The organism is candidate division KSB1 bacterium, from assembly GCA_022566355.1.
In the GTDB taxonomy this organism is placed as follows: domain Bacteria; phylum Zhuqueibacterota; class JdFR-76; order JdFR-76; family DREG01; genus JADFJB01.
This window is the reverse complement of record JADFJB010000021.1, coordinates 13,170-31,804: the sequence shown is the minus strand read 5'-3', so window position 1 is coordinate 31,804 and position 18,635 is coordinate 13,170. Positions and strand designations below refer to the sequence as shown.

The following is an 18,635-nucleotide window of genomic DNA, read 5'->3' as shown; positions in this document are numbered from 1 at the left end:
AAAAAATGAAAATAAATAGAATTGTTCTCATCGGATTTATAGTGTCACTCTTTACTACGTCTGCACTGTTAGCGCAAATACTTACAAGTTCCAGGGTACAAGGCTCTCCCCAATTCACAATCAATATCCAAAATGTTGCTGGGGATGACGATATGAGTGCTTTAGTTGTTAAGGTAAATATACCCTATGATGAATTGCAATTTCTTAAGAAGAAAAATAAAGAATACCGGGCGGAAGTTGAACTGACGATCATTCTCCGGAATCAAGATGAAGAACAGGTTTTTGCAAAGACATATAAAAAAGCTGCAATCACTTCTAATTATGATAGTACAAATTCTAATTTAATCTATAGTCAATTCAATATTTCCGTTGAAGCAGCCCCGGGGGAATATAATTTTCTTTGTCAAGTAACAGATTTGGATTCTAAAAATACCGGTGAATTTAGCCGGAAAATAAAAATGGAGGATTTTAACAGCCAGGAACTTAGTGTTAGCGATTTGTTTTTGTTAAATTCCCAAATCCTAAATTCAAATAAAATAGAGTGGCTTAAAGATCAGTTTTCAGACAACCTAAAAGATGATCAGAATTTTCTCGTTACTATGTTTGAAATTTATAGTAAAACTCAAGGTGACTTTGAAATAGAATATGCTTTGTTGGATTTTCGTAATAAGCAGCTTGAAAAAGGTAAATTTAAACAACTAAAAAAAGAATTTCGTACTGAAGTTTATATTCCTTTTTCTCAGTCGGTTTTAAGTTCAGGAAGATACACTCTATCTCTAAAAATAAAGACAAGCAAAAATCGAATAGAAGTTAAAAGGTATATTCTGCGCCAGGTTATGCAAGGCTCTTTATATCTGCTGGAAAATTTAGAAGAATCAATATCGCAAATGCAATACTTGACCGACAGGCAAGAAGTTGATAAAATTAAAAGAGCGCCTCCACAAAAAAAACAAAAACTATTCGAGGAATTTTGGGCTAAAAAAGATCCAACCCCGGGTACCCCAACCAACGAGTTAATGGATGAATATTATAGACGAATAGCGTATTCAAATGCTCATTTTTCCGTTATGCGTCCAGGGTGGAAGTCTGATATGGGTATGGTTTATGTTTTGTTTGGCGCGCCCAATGATGTCGACAGGGAGCCGTTTAATGCACAAGCTTCCATTTATTCAGCTAGACAAATTCATGCGTACGAGCAATGGTATTATTTTGAAAGGAATCGTCAATTCATTTTTGCTGATTATTATGGACTGGGTGAGTTCCAATTATTAAATCCTGAAGAATTATATAGAGATCGTTAGTTTACAATCAATCAAGAGCAAGTGTCTATACTTCCTATTAAGCCCCCTTCCTTACTAAAGGGAGACAAAATCGGTGTCCTGTCTTTAGCAAGTCCGATGCTACCTGAAAAGTTAAACCAAGGGGTAAGATATTTGAAGAACTGCGGATATTCTGTAGTCTTTGGTGATCATGTAAAGGATTCAGATGGTTATCTCGCCGGGACTGATAAGGATAGGTTGGATGACCTTCACTCTATGTTTCGTAACCCAGAAGTGAAAGCAATTTTTTCAAGCAGAGGCGGGTATGGGACTTCTCGCTTATTAGATAATTTGGATTTTGATTTGATTTGTAAAAATCCCAAAATACTGATGGGGTATAGTGATTTAACGGCTATTCAATTAGCAATTTGGCGACGAACAGGATTAATTACATTCTCGGGACCTATGGTTGCCGTCGAAATGACGGGAATCGATCCTTTCACAGAAAAAAACATGTGGTCTATATTAAGCTCATATGAATCGGACAATCATTTTCCGGAGGGTTCATTTGTTTCACCTGAAATTATCGTCCCCGGGAAGGCAAACGGCCGGTTATTAGGAGGTTGTTTGAGTGTGCTGGTCAGCATTTTGGGAACTCCTTATCAACCGGATTTTGATGGTGCGATTTTGATTTTGGAAGAGGTCGGCGAAGAACCGTACCGAGTAGATCGGTATTTCAGTCATCTAAAATTAATGGGTGTTTTCGAACAGGTTAATGGAGTGATTCTCGGGCAATTTTTGGATTGTGAAGCAGAAGAAGGAAAACCAAGCTTAAGTATTACTGAGGTCATTAATGATTATCTTGGTGGCCTTAGCGTACCGGTAGTCTGTGGGTTTCAATATGGTCATCAAGCAAAAAAATTAACGATACCAATAGGCGCCCAGGTTGAAATCGATACGGAAATTCTCAAAGTTAGATTGTTGGAAACAGTTGTTGAAACAGGATGATGGCAGTAAATTTATCACCCCCAAAATAATTACATTATCGAATTGTGGCTAAATTGCGATTAGGAGTTCTGGCATCTGGAAGAGGATCAAATTTCAAAGCTATTTTGACTGAAATTCAAAGAGGCAGACTGGATGCTGAGGTTTGTGTTCTGGTCTCCAATAAAAATTCAGCGGGGGTATTGTTTTATGCAACGCAAAGTGGGATCCTAGCAGAATATCTTTCAAAGAAGAATTTCGCATCTCCTCAAGAATATGATGCGGAAATAGTTAAAATCTTTAATAAATATAAAGTTAATTTTGTTGTATTGGCGGGCTATCTCAAATTTCTAACACCTGAGTTGATTAACTATTACCCTAATAGGATATTAAACATTCACCCGGTGCTGCTTCCATCATTCGGAGGTGAAGGAATGTATGGAGTTCATGTGCATAATGCCGTCCTTAAACGGGGTTGTAAGATTTCAGGGGCGACGGTTCATCTTGTGGATGAAATCTATGATCACGGTCCAATTATTCTCCAGAAGTCGGTTCCGGTTTTAGAAAATGATACGGAAGAAACTTTGGCTGCCAGGGTCCTGATAGTAGAACATGAGATATTCCCCAAAGCTCTTCAACTTTTTGCTGAAGATCGAATCCGCATATATGATAACCGTGCATTAATTCTTAAAAAATAGCAATATTTAAGATAATACTTGTTTACAACTCCATTTTGGTTTTATTATAACGGGATCTATTTTCATAAAATTGAAAAAGCATAATTGTAAGTATAAAATAGTTGCAAAATTGATCCCTCCCATGGCAGTGATAAGGTCATGAATAGTCCAAGTTAATTAATCATTCTATTTATTTAAAAATGAAGGAGTTCCCGAGTATCATATGAGTGAGGTTTGTATTAAAAAAGCAATAATTAGCGTTTATGATAAAACAGGCATATCAGAATTTACAGAAAATTTAAGTAATTTTGGTTATGAGATTCTCAGCAGTGGTGGGACGGCAGAACACCTAAGGAATCATGGGATTCAAGTTCAAGATATTTCCGAGTACACAGGTTCTCCTGAAATACTTGGCGGGAGAGTAAAAACAATTCATCCAAAGATAGCTGCAGGAATTCTGTCAATTAGAAATAATGTAGAACATGAAAGACAATTAAGAGAACTGGATATTGGGCCAATCGACGTAGTTGTGGTTAATTTGTATCCTTTTTTAGAACATACAGGTGATAAAAATAAATCACACCAGGATATGGTTGAATTGATCGATATTGGCGGGCCAACGTTGATTCGCTCAGCAGCAAAGAATTATTCAGATGTTGCTGTGATAACATCCACTGAACAATATCACTGGATCCAGGAGGAGATGGAAAAGAATCAAGGATCATTTTCCCAGGAATCTCGCAAAAAATTAGCGGTCCAGGCTTTTCAATTGACATCATTTTATGATGGCATGATTGCCGAATATTTTACCGGGGATACTGGCTTTAACAATCAATTAAATGATAGATTGGTTTTGCCTTTGCAAAGGACATCAAAACTGAGATATGGAGAAAACCCTCATCAAAAAGCCGGGTATTATCAAATAAATTCCGGGCCTGAGATTGATGGTTTTGAGCAACTCCATGGTATTGATTTGTCATACAATAACATAATGGATGTAGATGCAGCTCACTCAATTATTTCTGATTTTGAACGGCCATCAGTTGCAATTATAAAACATACCAATCCTTGTGGAATAGGTTCAGGGAAAGATTTAGTAGCGGCATATCAAAAAGCAATGGCCGCAGATTCTGTTTCTGCATTTGGGGGTATAATGAGTGTCAATCGATCGATTACAGTATCATTGGCAGAACAACTGAAATCTCATTTCCTGGAAGTACTATTGGCGCCTGAATTTGAAGAGAATGCATTATTACTGTTACAAAAGAAAAAAAAACTAAGGATTCTCAAGTATCACCCGAAAAAGAATATGGATGCTAAGTTGTGTATTCGCAATAGTTTGAATGGTTTTTTAATCCAAGAAGAAGATAATATTCAATTAAAAGATTCAGAAATTAGAGTGGTTTCAAAACGCCAACCCAGTGAAAATGAAATGGAATCTATGGCTTTTGCCTGGCGTGCTGTAAAGCATGTAAAATCAAATGCAATTGTCTTTTCTAAGAGTGATCGTCTTCTTGGTATTGGAGCAGGACAGATGTCAAGAGTAGATTCTGTGGCGTTAGCCATTCAAAAAACAAAAAATGCGGGATTATCACTTTTGGCATCGGTAATGGCTTCGGATGCGTTCTTTCCATTTCGGGACGGTGTTGATACTGCTGCAAAAGCCGGGGTAACCGCTATTATTCAACCGGGTGGTTCCATTCGAGATGAAGAAGTAATTGATGCTGTAAATGAACACGGAATGACTATGGTATTCACAGGTAAACGCCATTTCCGACACTAAGGAATATCTTAATTGTAAAAGATTTCAAAAAGGAATTTTGTAGCCACATATGGAGTGAATAAGGCAATGAATTTATTTAATTATTTTTCAAATGATATTGCAATTGATTTAGGAACGGCTAACACACTGGTTTATGCGAAAGACAAAGGTATTTTAATTAATGAACCTTCAATTGTAGCGATTAGCCGGGTTAATCAAGAAATCGTAGCGATTGGAGAAGATGCACGCGAAATGATAGGCCGTACGCCGGATGAAATTTCAACGATAAGACCATTAAAGGATGGTGTGATTGCTGATTTTGAATTGGCGGAAGAGATGATCAGATATTTCATCCGTAAAATGAAATTCAATCGTTTTATTCGGCCTTTGGTTGTTGTTTGTATTCCTTCTGGAATTACAGAAGTTGAAAAACGTGCAGTCCGTGATTCGGCCGAGCATGCAGGCGCCCGGGAAGTGTACTTAGTGGAAGAACCTATGGCAGCCGCGATTGGCGTCGATATGCCAATTATGGATCCGATTGGCAGCATGATTGTAGACATCGGGGGTGGCACCACCGAAATAGCGGTGATTGCACTTGGTGGTATTGTCACAAGCGTTTCTGTTAGAATCGCTGGAGATGAAATGGATGAAGCGATTGTTCAATATATGAAACGAAAATACAATTTATTGATAGGAGAAAAAACCGGTGAGCAGATAAAATGCACAATTGGCTCAACACTACCTTACAAAGAAGACGGTTCATTACATGTAAAAGGTAGAGATTTAATTGCAGGGATTCCCAAAACAGTTGAAATTACATCTAAAGAAATTCAAGAGGCTTTGACAGAACCCGTAAATTCTATCGTCGAAGCGGTTAAACTTACACTTGAACGCACTCCGCCAGAGTTATCTGGTGATATTTTAGATAGAGGTATTATTCTTTCCGGAGGTGGCTCACTGCTAAAAGGCCTTGATATGTTTATTCGAGACAAAACAAACCTGGTGGTAAGTGTCGCAGAAGACCCGCTAACCTGCGTAGTGAGAGGGACTGGGCTGATTGTTGAAGATATTGAAAAATACATGAAAGTTCTTAACAAACCAAAAAAATACTAGCTCCAAATGATTCGTTGGGAAAGATACACTCAAAGTTTTCGGGATTACAGTATACTATTTTTCATTCTTACTCTTTCATTACTCCTCATTATAAATAATAAAACACCACAAGTAACCTGGATAAGATCACATGTTCTAAATGCAACGGGGGTTTGGAACAATTGGATGAGTTCAATATATCAATATCGCTCATTAAAAAGAGAAAATGAAATCATTCGAATCCGGTTAGCTGCTCTTTCATACGAAAATAGTTTATTGAAAGAAGCTTACTTGGAAAATGACCGCTTAAGACAAATGCTGGATTTCAAAAAGAGCAGTGCCTACGATTTAATACCGGCTTCGATTATAGTGCAAAATTATGAAGGTTTCTCTCACGCTATTTTACTTGACATTGGAACAAGTGATGGAGTTCAACCGGGAATGCCGGTGTTGGCAAGCAAAGGACTGGTAGGACGAGTTGTAACCGCAGGGGATCATATTTCGGTAGTGCAAGTTTTGGATGATATTAATTTTCGGGTTGGGGCTATGATTCAAAGAACAAGAATAACAGGGATCGTTAAAAACACGGACGAAAATAAACTCATTTTGAATTACGTTCCTATCACTGAAGATATAAAACTTGGCGATGTGATCATTACATCAGGGAATAGCGCAATATATCCCAAGGGAATTGAAATTGGATATGTAAGCAAAGTTGAAGAACCACCGGCCGCTTTATTTAAGCTAATTGAAATTACAACCTCAGTTAATTTGAATAACTTGGAGGATTCATTCATTATCGGAAATCCACGGCGTTAATCCATGAAATATTTGGTTCCAGCAGTTACTTTTCTTGGCGCCCTGGTTGCTCAAAGAACAATTGCTGATTTTATGGCAATATATGAGGTAAAGCCAAATTTTATTGTGATTTACTTGATTTTTCTAAGCTTAAAATTTGGCCGGGTTTTCGGATGCCTGGCTGGCTTTTTTATCGGGTTGGTTGAAGATGCAATTTTATCAACTCTTTTTGGACTCAGCGCTTTTTGTAAATCGTTTATCGGTTTTTTTACACATAATGTCCCGATAGGTTTTATGGGGACTTCAATATTGGATACAGGATTTCTTATATTTATGGTAACACTTTCTCATAATTTCCTATACGGATGGATATTTTCTTTCGGAACAGAAGTGGATGGAATTTATTTATTTTTTCGTTTTTCTCTACCGGGTGCACTCTATACATCCTCAATCGGACTGATTGTTTGGGCAATTTATCCTAAATTATTAGTTGTGATGTATGAAAAATAATAGAATAGCTTCGTTTCCATCTCAAGTAAAATTAGTCTATTGGATCAGTCTAATTGCATTAACGGTTGTTTTAATATTTAGGCTGTTTTATCTGCAAATATTACATAAAACAGATTATAAATTACAATCCGACCAGAATAGAATTCGTGAAGTTACATTAAAACCATTACGGGGATTGATTTACGATCGTAATAAAACATTAATTGTAAATAACTCTCCGGCGTTTTCATTACATGCAATTCCATATAATTTACAGAATAATCCAGATCTTTATAATCGAATTGGCGAGTATATCAATAAAACACCTGAGGAGCTAAAAGCAGCTGTTCGAAGAAATATGCGAGGTTATTTTCTCCCGGTTCGATTAATGCGGCAAGTTGATATATCTATTGTAACTCGTTTTGAAGAAATGCGAATGGAGTTTCCGGGAGTAGGTTTTTGGATCGAACCTATACGATCCTATCCTTCTAGTGTGCGTGCAGCTCATGTTCTTGGATACTTAGGTGAAATTACAAGCACAGAATTAAAAAATAAATCCAACCCGGAGTATCAATCTGGAGATGTAATTGGAAAAAGAGGGATTGAAAGTTTTTATGATGAAAAATTACGAGGGAAATCGGGTCTCGAATATGTTGAAGTGGATGCTTTAGGGCGAGAAGTAAAAAAACTAAAAAATCCTCTAAAGGAAAAATCTATACCGGGATTAAACCTTGATCTAACATTAGATGTAGATTTACAAACTTTAGCGGAAGAGTCAATGGGGGAATCTCGCGGTAGCATTATCATGCTGGATTTGGAAGATGGCGGGGTTTTAGCTATGGTCAGTAAACCTGATTTTAACCCGCGTGACTTGGCTGGGGTAATCTCTCCTACAGTTTGGCGAAATCTTCAAAATAATCCTGAACATCCGTTTTATAATCGCTCTTTGCAAAGCTTATATCCTCCTGGCTCAACTTATAAAATAGTTGTGGTAATGGCTGCTATAGCAAATAAGGTGATAAAACCAACCTCGGTTGTGAATTGCGCGGGTTCATACCGATTTGGAGTTCGATATTTTAAATGTTGGAAATCAAAAGGGCATGGTAGAATGAATTTGCTTAAAGCTATTGAACAATCATGCAACGTCTATTTTTACCAATTAGGGTTAAAAGTTGGGTTAGATGAGTGGTCTAAATTTAGCAGAATTTTTTTGTTCGGTAAAAAAACGGGTGTCGATTTTCCTTTGGAAAATTCAGGATTAGTTCCGGATCATGAGTATTTTGATAATCGTTACGGTGAAAAAAAATGGACAAAAGGGTTGTTGGTAAATTTATCTATAGGCCAGGGAGATCTTTTAGTTACGACATTACAAATGGTACAATTTGCTGGAATAATTGCAAAAAGAGGAATCTATCATAAACCACACTTGCTAAAATCGACTCAAAACCAAATTACTCAGGAAACGATTGTTTACGAATCAAGTCCATTGAAAATTGAAGAACTTCCTGAGGAGGCGTATGATATTGTACATGAAGGGATGTTTAGAGTTGTTAATGGAGAAAAGGGCACTGCAAAAGCCGCCAGAGTTCCGGGGATAAATGTTGCTGGTAAAACCGGAACAGCACAAAATTCACATGGTAATGATCATGCATGGTTTATCGGTTTCGCTCCTCGTGAAAACCCAAGAGTTGCCATAGTTGTTCTCATTGAAAATGGCGGAGGAGGTGGTAGTATAGCCGCTCCTAAAGCAGGAAAGCTTTTAAAACTATATTTCCAAAAATATCCGGCAGAAACTCCGAGTAGCCTAGCTAGTAAGAATTGAAATTATGGATCAGTGTTGATGTTTACTAACAAAATTAAACACAACTTCAGTATTTTAGATTTGGGTCTAATTATCTGTATGTTTATGCTGATTTCGATTGGTTTAATCAGTATTTACAGTGCTACTTCAGGACAGATTGGTGAATTAGCATCTAACAATTTCCAAAGGCAGGTGTACTGGTTATGTTTTGGAATCATTTTATTTATCCCTGCCATATTGATAAATTCCAAATTGTACATGGCTTTGGCGTATGTTTTTTATGGTTTTATCATGCTGGCATTGATTGTTGTTTTAATCAAAGGTATTTCTGGGGGTGGAGCTGCTAGATGGTTGTCGGCAGGTGGTCTTCGTTTTCAACCATCGGAATGGGCAAAATTAGCAACGATATTTGCTCTTGCGCGTTTTCTTACGGATCATCATGATAAATTGGATGATAAAAGAACTTTGCTTATCCTTGCCGGTCTTGGGATACTTCCTTTTATACTTATCTTTAAGCAGCCAGATCTCGGCACTTCTTTAGTTTTTATAGCAATTATCCCGGCTATGCTATTTTGGGCAGGCGTATCTCCGCTAATTTTGTTATTAACGTTTATCCCGGGATTAACAATGCTAGCTTCGTTTGAATTATGGTCTTTTTCCTTAATTATGGGAATATTGTTAATTGTATTATTCTTCGCAAGTAGGAACATGATTTTTACTTTTGGCCATATTGTCCTCAATATTTTTGTAGGTGTTATTACACCATTTCTTTGGAACTCATTGGAGGCCTACCAACAGAAAAGAGTGCTTTCCTTCCTTGGAATCGTTAGCGATCCAAAAGGAATCAGCTACCAGGTAATTCAATCAAAAGTAGCAATCGGATCAGGTGGGATCACCGGGAAAGGTTTTTTAGAAGGCACACAAACACAATTAAGATTTCTTCCGGAGCAACATACAGATTTCATCTTTTCTGTTATTGGAGAGGAATTTGGCATTTTAGGTTGTATAACAGTTATTGTTTTGTTTGTCCTATTAATTTCACGAGGAATTCAAGTTGCTTCTAACGTGAAAAACCGGTTTTCATCATTGGTTGTCATAGGTATCACAACGATGATTTTATACCATTACTTTGTCAATTTGGGTATGGTAATGGGCCTGATGCCAGTTACCGGTCTTCCGCTGCCGTTTATTAGCTATGGGGGTTCTTTTTTAAATACCTGTATGGTTTCAATCGCTTTAATACTCAATTTTTCTCTTCGTCGACATGAATACTAGTAAATGGACATTTTTTGGGGATTCATAAAAATTCTAAATTATATTGATGTTTTTACTTCTCGTTCTGCAAAATGCTGAATTGAAAATAAGCTTGATTTTTTTGTATAACTTTTATAAAATTCAATATGATAAGTGAAATTAAATAATGAGTTTAAAAGACTATTTAACATCTTTTCAAATTCAATGGAAACAACTCCTTTTTTTTGAGCTTTTCTAAATTAACTTCTTCTAAGAATAAATATATAACATTTAATATTATCGGGTAACTTGGAGGTATCAAATGAATTTTAAAAATGGAATTTTTGTCATTACTTTTTTTATCGTATGTTTATTTATTAGTGCCTGTTCATCCACAAATCCTGAAATGACAAGCCAGAGACCAGGTGAACAAAATGTAAATCAAACAGAACCTTCGGATGAAGATCAAGTTTTGCAGCTTTTAGGTATACCTAAAGCCGGTGAAGAAGAAACAAATCTGGATTCAGTGATAAAAGAAAAAGAAGAGATGGAGCAGAAAGTAAAAAAATTGGAATCCGAATTATTAGAAAAGAATGCCACCATCTCTCAATTAACAAATGAGATTGGGGAAAAAGAGAAACAACTTACAGAAAGAGAAAAATTGTTGATTGATTTACAACCTACACAACCTCCAAAATCAAGAGGGAATGAAAGTGCCTACCGATCTGCTCTTTCCGAGTACATGGCTAAGGACTATAAGACGGCAATTCTCAGCTTTGAACAGTTACTTCAAAATGACATGAACAATTCCTTATCTGATAATTGTCAATATTGGATAGGTGAATGCTATTATGGTCTTGGAGAATTTCAAACTGCTTTAATTGAGTTTGAAAAGGTGGCAAATTTTATTAATTCAAATAAGGAAGATGCCGCTCAACTAAAAATCGGGTTTTGTTATGAGAAGTTGGGGCAAATGGATAGTGCAAAACAAGCCTTTCAGCGGCTCTTGGATAAATTCCCCAACAGTGAATTTGCAGCAACTGCTCAGCAACTGTTAGTAAAATTTCAATGAGAAATAATTTTTATGCCTGAGTTGCGCAAGGATCCGATAGTTGGCCGTTGGGTAATAATATCCACAGGAAGGGGGAAAAGACCATCAGATTTTATTGTTGAAACGGTTAAAAGACAAGGCGGATTCTGCCCTTTTTGCGAAGGGAACGAAGTTAAAACACCTCCTGAAGTTCTGGCTTATCGAGAAGCAGAAAAAAAAGCAAACCAACCGGGTTGGCGGGTAAGAGTTGTGCCAAATAAATATCCGGCTTTACAAGTTGAAGGGGAGCTGAATCGTGTGGGTGATGGTGTTTATGATACTATGAATGGAATAGGTGCTCATGAAGTTATCATCGAAACTCCGGAACACAAAAAAGATTTAATCGATCTGGATTCCAGTCATATTCAAGAAATTTGGTGGGCAATAAAAGAGAGAATGTTAGACCTTAAAAAAGACATTCGTTTTAAGTATATCCTTGTGTTTAAAAATCATGGAGCAGCTGCTGGTGCTTCTTTGGAACATTCCCATTCACAACTGATTGCAACTCCAATCATTCCAATTCAAGTTGCAGAAGAATTGAAAGGATTTCAAGAATATTATAAGTACAAAGAACGTTGTATTTTTTGTGATATTATCCATCAGGAAAGAAATTCCGGGAAACGAATCATTTTAGAAAATGAAATGTTTGTTTCTTTAGAACCTTTTGCACCTCGTTTTCCATTTGAGACATGGATATTGCCCAAAAATCATCTAGCAAAATTTGAAAATTCACAGAAAGAAGATTTTCACCATTTCGCATTAATTGTCAAAGAAACCTTGATCAGATTAAATCGAGCACTTTCAGATCCGCCATATAATTTTATGATTCATACTGCACCCCTCTCGGATGATAATAAACAAAATTTTCACTGGCATATGGAAATTATACCAAAACTAACAAAAATTGCCGGCTTTGAATGGGGGTCTGGATTTTACATTAATCCTACTTTGCCAGAAGATGCGGCAAAATTTCTTCGAGAGATTCACATTTAATCAAATCTAGATATGGTACTACTTAAATGACAAACGATACACCGTCGTCTAATATATTATATGTTGTTTCAGAAGTCGTCCCATTTGCCAAAACCGGCGGTTTAGCTGATGTTGCCTCAGCTTTACCTATATCGTTAAAGAGTTTTGGCCATGATATTCGTGTATTCATGCCAAAATATAAGACGATTTCGGAAAGAAAATTTGCTCTCCGGGATGTTATCCGATTAAGAGATTTGGAAATACCACACAAAGATGGAACGGTGACGGTAAGCATCAGAGCCGCATTTTTGCCGAATTCTAAAGTTCAAATATATTTTTTGGATTATCCCCCTTATTTTGATCGCGATGGATTATATGGAGATCCAAAAACCGGAAAAGATTATAAAGACAACGCGGCAAGGTTTTCGTTGTTTGCCCGTTCTGCATTGGAAATGCTTAAAAAATTACATTGGCAGCCGGAAGTGATTCATTGTAATGATTGGCAATGCGGATTAATACCCATCTATTTAAAAACCGTCTACTCAAATGATAATTTCTATAAAAATAGCCGGACACTTTTTACTGTACATAATTTTGCATATAACGGAATTTTTGCATTGAAAATGCTAAAGGAAACCGGTTTAAATTACGATTTGAATAATGACGATAACCCATTAAAGTTCTTTGATAAAATTAGTTTTCTTAAAGGCGGTTTAGAATTAGCAGATTATATCAATACTGTCAGTAAGACATATGCACAAGAAGTTTTGGGAAATCCTGAACTTGCTGCAGGAATGCAGGATGTTTTACACAAAAAATCGAAAAGATTTGTAGGCATCCTCAATGGCGTAAATTACGATGAATGGGATCCTGAAATCGATCCTTTCCTCCATGTTAATTATAGCTCCAGATCAATTGATAAGAAAAAGGAAAATAAAAACATACTCTGCGAAAAAGTTGGCCTAAAATATGACCCATCGATTCCGATTATTGGAATGGTTTCACGATTGGTTCATCAGAAAGGATTTGACTTAATAATTGATGCGATTCCCGATATAGTTAACCTTGGTGTTTATTTCATTATTCTGGGCCAAGGGGTTTTGGAATTTGAAAATAAACTTAAGAAATTGCAAAAGAAGTATCCTGAACAATTGGTGGTAAAAATTGAACTTAATAATTCTTTGGCTCATTTAATCGAAGCGGGAGCGGATATGTTTTTAATGCCGTCTTATTTTGAGCCTTGTGGATTGAATCAGCTTTATAGTATGAAGTATGGAACAATTCCAATAGTGCGTAAAACAGGTGGATTAGCCGATACAGTATTCGACTATAGTAATGATAATAAAAAAGGAACCGGATTTGTTTTTACCGAGTACAATTCAAATGCTATGCTTGATGCAGTAAAAGATGCTATTGACTTGTATAAAAATTATCCGTCTTCTTGGAAGAAATTGGCCGTACGATCTATGAAAAAAGATTTTTCCTGGGATATTTCGTGTAAAAAATATAATAGACTGTATCAAAAATTAATTGATACTAAACGATAATGTGTCGAAATAGAACAATTCTCGGGTGAGACTTTTTTAAAGAACTTTTCAATTTGATGATTATTAAGATGTTACGAAGGTATTTTCTTTTTGAGTAAGAATGGCATATATTTTGTAGGAGAAAAGGTTGATCTGGGTAAATAAATCCTTACTAATATTTAATTTTAACTAATTATAATAGATATCCGGTATGGAAGGCATTCAAATAATTGATCAACAAGTAGGGTACAACGATGATATCATGTACCTAAAAGTGAATGGATATATTGATACACACACTTCGTTGAAGTTAGTCAGCAGATTAAAAGAATTTCTTGATGCTAAAATTGCTCAATTTGTTTTAGATTTGAGTAGTGTTAATTATGTGAGTAGTGCTGGTTGGGGTGTATTCGTTGGGGAAATTAAAAATGTAAGGGAAAGTGGAGGTGATATTAAACTGGTCAATATGGTTCCCGAAGTTTACGATGTTTTTGAGATGCTTGAGTTTAATAGGATTCTAAAAATGTATGATTCAGTCGAAGAAGCTATAAATGAATTTGACTTGATTCGTGGATATGATATCACTCAAACACCTACAAAAAAATGGAAGGAAGATTCAACAACGATCCAAAGTGTCCCAGATATTCAGGTTTTACGAGCAACTACCGAAAAAAAGAATAACTTTGATCCCACACAAAGATTTATGACGAAACAACGTGTCGAGCCAAGTTATTTATCATTACAAGATAAGATAAAACATTTGATTACAGAAAAACCTTTGTTGAGTATCGGGGAAATGAAAGGAAAGCTTCGTTCAGCGTCTTATGGTAAATCTAAAGTTGGTATTTTGAAATTATACTTTTTGTTAAAAGATTTAAACTTAGAAACAAAAGAAAAACGACATCGATTTTATCGTTCTCGTTAATTTATGATGAGGAATTATGAAGATAAAGTATAAATTGTTTTTAATATTATTTATCATTTTAGTTAGTGTTTATAGGGTGTTTTCCCAAACTCCCATGAATAGTCAGGAGATGATAGTAGCTGGTGATGCCGTCAGAATTCAGATTTGGCAATTATATGACAACGTTAATAATAAAAGTCCAATTTCAAATTTAAGTAGTGATTACAAAATAGATAATCGCGGTTATATTTATATGCCTTTTGTTGGTTTGGTACAAGTAGGTAATAAACGACCTAAGCAAGTGGAAGAACTTATTAAAAAGAAATATGAGAATCTACTTACTGATCCTTTCATTTATGTAAGACCTTTAATACGTGTGACAATTAGAGGTCAGGTAAGTAAACCAGGATCCTATCGAGTCGATCCTCAAATATCATTTTGGGATTTGATGGAATTTGCAGGTGGTCCTACAGCTCGCGCAGATTTAAAAAAGATGCAGGTGGTTAGAAGCGATAGGAAGGTTGTGGGTAATCTATTGCAGGCTTTTGAAAATGCATACTCTTTGACTGATTTGGGTATACAGTCGGGAGATCAGGTCCTTGTTGCTCCCAAAGGTGGGATAAGTATTAGATCTGTAATGAATACTTTAACTTTTGCTGCATCAATGGCTCTTTTGATTATTCGTATAGATAATTTAAAATAATGTGATTAGGAGTTAAAGTACATATGGATTTTGAGAAATTCTTTGAAGAAGAAACAAAAGAAGAAGAAGAAATCAATCTCGATATTCGAAGATATCTATATGGTATCTTAAAAAGAAAATGGCTGGTCATTGGATTATTTTTGGTGATTCTTGTACCCTGGCTATTCTATGTAAAAAGTAAACCCCCGGAATATGAGGCAACTACTTGGATAAGGTTTAAAAATTATAATTTGGAAAAACTCAAAGTTTTAAATCAAAGTAGATATATTGAGTTAACGAGTCGTACGTTTGCTGAGAATATAGTCGCAAAACTTGGATTAACACTTCAACTCTTAGATCAAGAAGGCATCTTTTTACGTCAAGATATTTTCGATAAATTTATTACAGATCTGGAACCAACTCCAGGAGTTTATTCATTGGCCTTGCAACAGCCCAACTTTGTGCTAAATAAAATTGTTGGGGAAAATCAGGTTGTTGAAATAGCTTCAGGTCCGATTTCACAGTTAACTGAAAATTTATTTGAAATTAACGGATTAAAAATTAAGGTTTCGCCAAGCTTTGCCCGGCAAAATATTAGTATCAATTTTAAGGTTTCTCGATTTCGGGACGCTGTAGCCTGGTTTCAAGCCCATGTAAATGTTAAACTACGGCAAGGTGGAAGTTTAATGCAAGTGGGTATGACTCATTACAATCCGATAATTGTGACAGAAATGGTGAATAGTCTTGCAGAAATTTTTGTTGAAGAAAGTATCTCATTTGAAAGAATTCGATCCAAAGACTATAAAAATGCAATAAATCAACGGTTGAAAGCTGCAAAAGAACAGCTTGATCAACACAATAATGAACTTCGAATATTTAAAGAAGGGCATTTTATCAGTTTAGATACTGATGTACAAAAGAATGTTAGAGAGTTAAGCAATTTAGAAAAAGAAAAGAGGAATCTCGAATCCAATACAGAAAATCTAAACGACCTATTAACCAAATTAATTGATCTCGGCAAAACAACAATCACACCTGGTTCTGAAGATAAAGATATCAGGTATATCTACGGTCAAATCATTAAAAATTTATTATTTAAAGACAATGCCAGTATGGGATTGTTGGCACAACAATTAACCGATTATGGATCCAGAAGGGCTGTAATAATAGCACAATTTACTACTTCAGTTAAAAGAGCTGTTGAGCTTGATGAAAGGATTATAGTATTTCAAACAGACATTTATAATATCGCTAAAACGCAGCTCAATGAATCTATCCAGGATATTCAAGATGTTTATGGCCAAATCAGAGCATTGGAAAGAGAGATACAAACACTTCCTGCAGAGCAGATGCGACTTTCAGAGTTGACTAAGAACGTTGAAGTATCTGGTAGCCTTTATACTGACTTGCAGAGGAAAGCACAGGAGATTGAATTATCGGAAGCTGTTGATACTACTGAAGAAATAGATATAATGGATCCGGCCATTGTTCCTGAAGTACCGGTAAACAGAGATAAGAAGAAAAAAGCCTATGCAGGTACGGTATTTGCTTTCTTTTTTTCAATTGGAGCAGCACTTTTTTTCGAATTTTTTGATAAAAGCATTAAATCTCCGGAGGATGTAAAAAAATATCTAAAATTAAATGTAATCGGGACAATCCCTAAAATCGAATTTAACGGCGAGTCCGATCTTAAGGATGCTGATAAATTGAAAAAAATCGATTCCCAATTGGTAACCTATGACTACTCGCCTACACCGGTTGGTGAAGCTTACCGAGCTTTAAGAACAAAGATCATATTTTCAAAAGATATGGGAAAAATAAGCTCACTTGTGATTTCAAGCTTTGCACCTGGAGATGGGAAATCATTTACATCATCAAATCTGGCAGTGACTTTGGCTCAACATAAAACAAATACTTTATTGATTGATGCCGATTTACGGCGAGGTGTATTACACAATACCTTCGGTGTAAATAAGGAACCGGGTTTAAGCAATTATCTAATGGGTATGGTCCGCTTTGAAGACGCTGTGAGTGAAACCCATGTGCCTAATCTATCAATGATTAGCTGTGGCTCCATGATGCCTAACCCTTCGGAATTGTTGGGTTCAATTCAACTTAAACGACTAATTGAGGAAGCTAAAAAAAGATTTGATTTAGTACTTTTTGACAGCCCTCCCCTTAATGCCGCAACCGATTCAGTTGTTATTGGAACGCAAACAGAGGGTGTGATTTTAATTGTTCGAGCTGAAGTTACCAATAGAAATATGGCCAGACAAAAATTAGATCTTTTTAAAAATGTTCCGATTAACTTGATTGGTGTCATTTTAAACGGAACTCAAGCAAATTTAGCTCATGAAGGATATAGTTATTACCATTATTGAATGTTCTAAGGGTCTTCTTACTTAATGAAAGTGTTGGTAACTGGTGCTGCGGGATTTATAGGTTCACATTTATGCGAAAGATTAGTGGATCACAATATTGATGTTATTTGTGTTGATAATTTTAACAGCTATTACAATCCGGCAATTAAAAGAAAAAACATTGAATCCTTGATGGCCTCGAATAAAATTAAACTTTATGAAGTGGACATTTGCATTTATGAGCAATTAAAAAGTGTTTTTTCAAGTCATCAATTTTGCGGAATTTATCACTTAGCTGCAAGGGCAGGTGTAAGGCCATCCATTAAAAATCCATTACTTTATCAGCAAGTAAATGTTGAAGGAACATTAAATCTCTTGGAGCTTGCCCGCCAATTTGAAATCCCTAAATTCATATTTGCGTCTTCTTCATCGGTTTACGGAAACAATAAAAAAATCCCATTTTCAGAAATTGATAATGTAGATAATCCAATATCTCCTTATGCGGCTACAAAAAAAGCAGGTGAATTGATCGCTTATTCTTATCACCATCTTTATGACATCTCAATAAGTTGTATTCGGTTCTTTACGGTTTACGGTCCCCGTCAAAGACCTGATATGGCAATTCATCGATTTACTAAATTAATTGATCATGGAGAGGAAATACCTGTATTCGGTGATGGTACATCACAAAGAGATTATACTTATATTTCTGATATAATAGATGGCTTGGTGAATGCTTATGATTATTGTTCAGGTTATGAGATCTATAATTTGGGAGATTCTCAAACGATCATATTAATGAAAATGATTCAAACGATAGAAAAATATTTGGGTAAGAAAGCTAATTTAAAATTTTTACCATTTCAGCTAGGTGATGTAGAAATCACTTTTGCGGATATTAATAAGGCTAAATTAGAATTCAATTATTCTCCCAAAGTTTATTTTGAAGAAGGGGTTCGTCATTTCATAGATTGGTATAATAAAAACAATATGATTTAGATCCAAT

General features: G+C 35.7%; 16 protein-coding genes. All 16 read left to right on the top strand.

Annotation, left to right across the window (positions count from 1 at the left end):
* Positions 1–5: 5 nt before the first annotated feature.
* The 16 genes from IIC38_05910 to IIC38_05835 all read left to right on the top strand — a co-directional run bounded on the left by IIC38_05910 (position 6) and on the right by IIC38_05835 (position 18,628).
* Positions 6–1,301 carry a GWxTD domain-containing protein gene (locus IIC38_05910; protein MCH8125480.1) on the top strand — a complete coding sequence of 432 codons (1,296 nt, stop codon included), beginning with the start codon at positions 6–8 and terminating at the stop codon, positions 1,299–1,301.
* A gap of 96 nt (positions 1,302–1,397) precedes the next feature.
* A complete protein-coding gene (locus IIC38_05905) occupies positions 1,398–2,267 on the top strand; it encodes an LD-carboxypeptidase (GenBank protein ID MCH8125479.1) in 870 nt (289 codons plus the stop codon).
* Between the two features lie 44 nt (positions 2,268–2,311).
* Positions 2,312–2,941 (top strand): phosphoribosylglycinamide formyltransferase, encoded by a 630-nt coding sequence (locus IIC38_05900; GenBank protein ID MCH8125478.1) that lies wholly within the window; start codon positions 2,312–2,314, stop codon positions 2,939–2,941.
* A 202-nt stretch (positions 2,942–3,143) separates the two neighbouring features.
* Positions 3,144–4,703: a bifunctional phosphoribosylaminoimidazolecarboxamide formyltransferase/IMP cyclohydrolase gene (gene purH / locus IIC38_05895; GenBank protein MCH8125477.1), complete on the top strand. Its 1,560-nt coding sequence runs from the start codon at positions 3,144–3,146 to the stop codon at positions 4,701–4,703.
* A 66-nt stretch (positions 4,704–4,769) separates the two neighbouring features.
* The gene (locus IIC38_05890; protein ID MCH8125476.1) at positions 4,770–5,795 is read left to right on the top strand and encodes a rod shape-determining protein; all 1,026 of its coding nucleotides are present in this window, start codon (positions 4,770–4,772) and stop codon (positions 5,793–5,795) included.
* Between the two features lie 165 nt (positions 5,796–5,960).
* Complete coding sequence (gene mreC, locus IIC38_05885; protein MCH8125475.1) at positions 5,961–6,593, top strand: rod shape-determining protein MreC; 633 nt, start codon at positions 5,961–5,963, stop codon at positions 6,591–6,593.
* 3 nt (positions 6,594–6,596) lie between these two features.
* Positions 6,597–7,082: a rod shape-determining protein MreD gene (mreD, locus tag IIC38_05880; GenBank protein MCH8125474.1), complete on the top strand. Its 486-nt coding sequence runs from the start codon at positions 6,597–6,599 to the stop codon at positions 7,080–7,082.
* Entirely contained in the window at positions 7,072–8,883 is a 1,812-nt protein-coding gene (gene mrdA, locus IIC38_05875; GenBank protein ID MCH8125473.1) for a penicillin-binding protein 2, read from the top strand. The genes mreD and mrdA overlap by 11 nt, the downstream gene beginning before the upstream one ends.
* 18 nt (positions 8,884–8,901) lie before the next feature.
* Complete coding sequence (gene rodA, locus IIC38_05870; GenBank protein ID MCH8125472.1) at positions 8,902–10,137, top strand: rod shape-determining protein RodA; 1,236 nt, start codon at positions 8,902–8,904, stop codon at positions 10,135–10,137.
* Between the two features lie 280 nt (positions 10,138–10,417).
* On the top strand, positions 10,418–11,167 hold the full coding sequence (locus IIC38_05865; protein MCH8125471.1) for a tetratricopeptide repeat protein: 750 nt from the start codon (positions 10,418–10,420) through the stop codon (positions 11,165–11,167).
* Between the two features lie 12 nt (positions 11,168–11,179).
* Entirely contained in the window at positions 11,180–12,178 is a 999-nt protein-coding gene (gene galT, locus IIC38_05860) for a galactose-1-phosphate uridylyltransferase (protein ID MCH8125470.1), read from the top strand.
* A gap of 26 nt (positions 12,179–12,204) precedes the next feature.
* Positions 12,205–13,704, top strand: a complete 1,500-nt coding sequence (gene glgA / locus IIC38_05855; GenBank protein MCH8125469.1) for a glycogen synthase GlgA — start codon at positions 12,205–12,207, stop codon at positions 13,702–13,704.
* A 190-nt stretch (positions 13,705–13,894) separates the two neighbouring features.
* Positions 13,895–14,608, top strand: coding sequence for an STAS domain-containing protein (locus tag IIC38_05850; protein ID MCH8125468.1), 714 nt, complete (start codon positions 13,895–13,897; stop codon positions 14,606–14,608).
* A gap of 16 nt (positions 14,609–14,624) precedes the next feature.
* The gene (locus tag IIC38_05845; GenBank protein MCH8125467.1) at positions 14,625–15,290 is read left to right on the top strand and encodes a polysaccharide biosynthesis/export family protein; all 666 of its coding nucleotides are present in this window, start codon (positions 14,625–14,627) and stop codon (positions 15,288–15,290) included.
* 23 nt (positions 15,291–15,313) lie between these two features.
* A complete protein-coding gene (locus IIC38_05840) occupies positions 15,314–17,650 on the top strand; it encodes a polysaccharide biosynthesis tyrosine autokinase (GenBank protein ID MCH8125466.1) in 2,337 nt (778 codons plus the stop codon).
* A gap of 24 nt (positions 17,651–17,674) precedes the next feature.
* Positions 17,675–18,628, top strand: a complete 954-nt coding sequence (locus tag IIC38_05835) for a GDP-mannose 4,6-dehydratase (protein ID MCH8125465.1) — start codon at positions 17,675–17,677, stop codon at positions 18,626–18,628.
* Positions 18,629–18,635 lie beyond the last annotated feature (7 nt).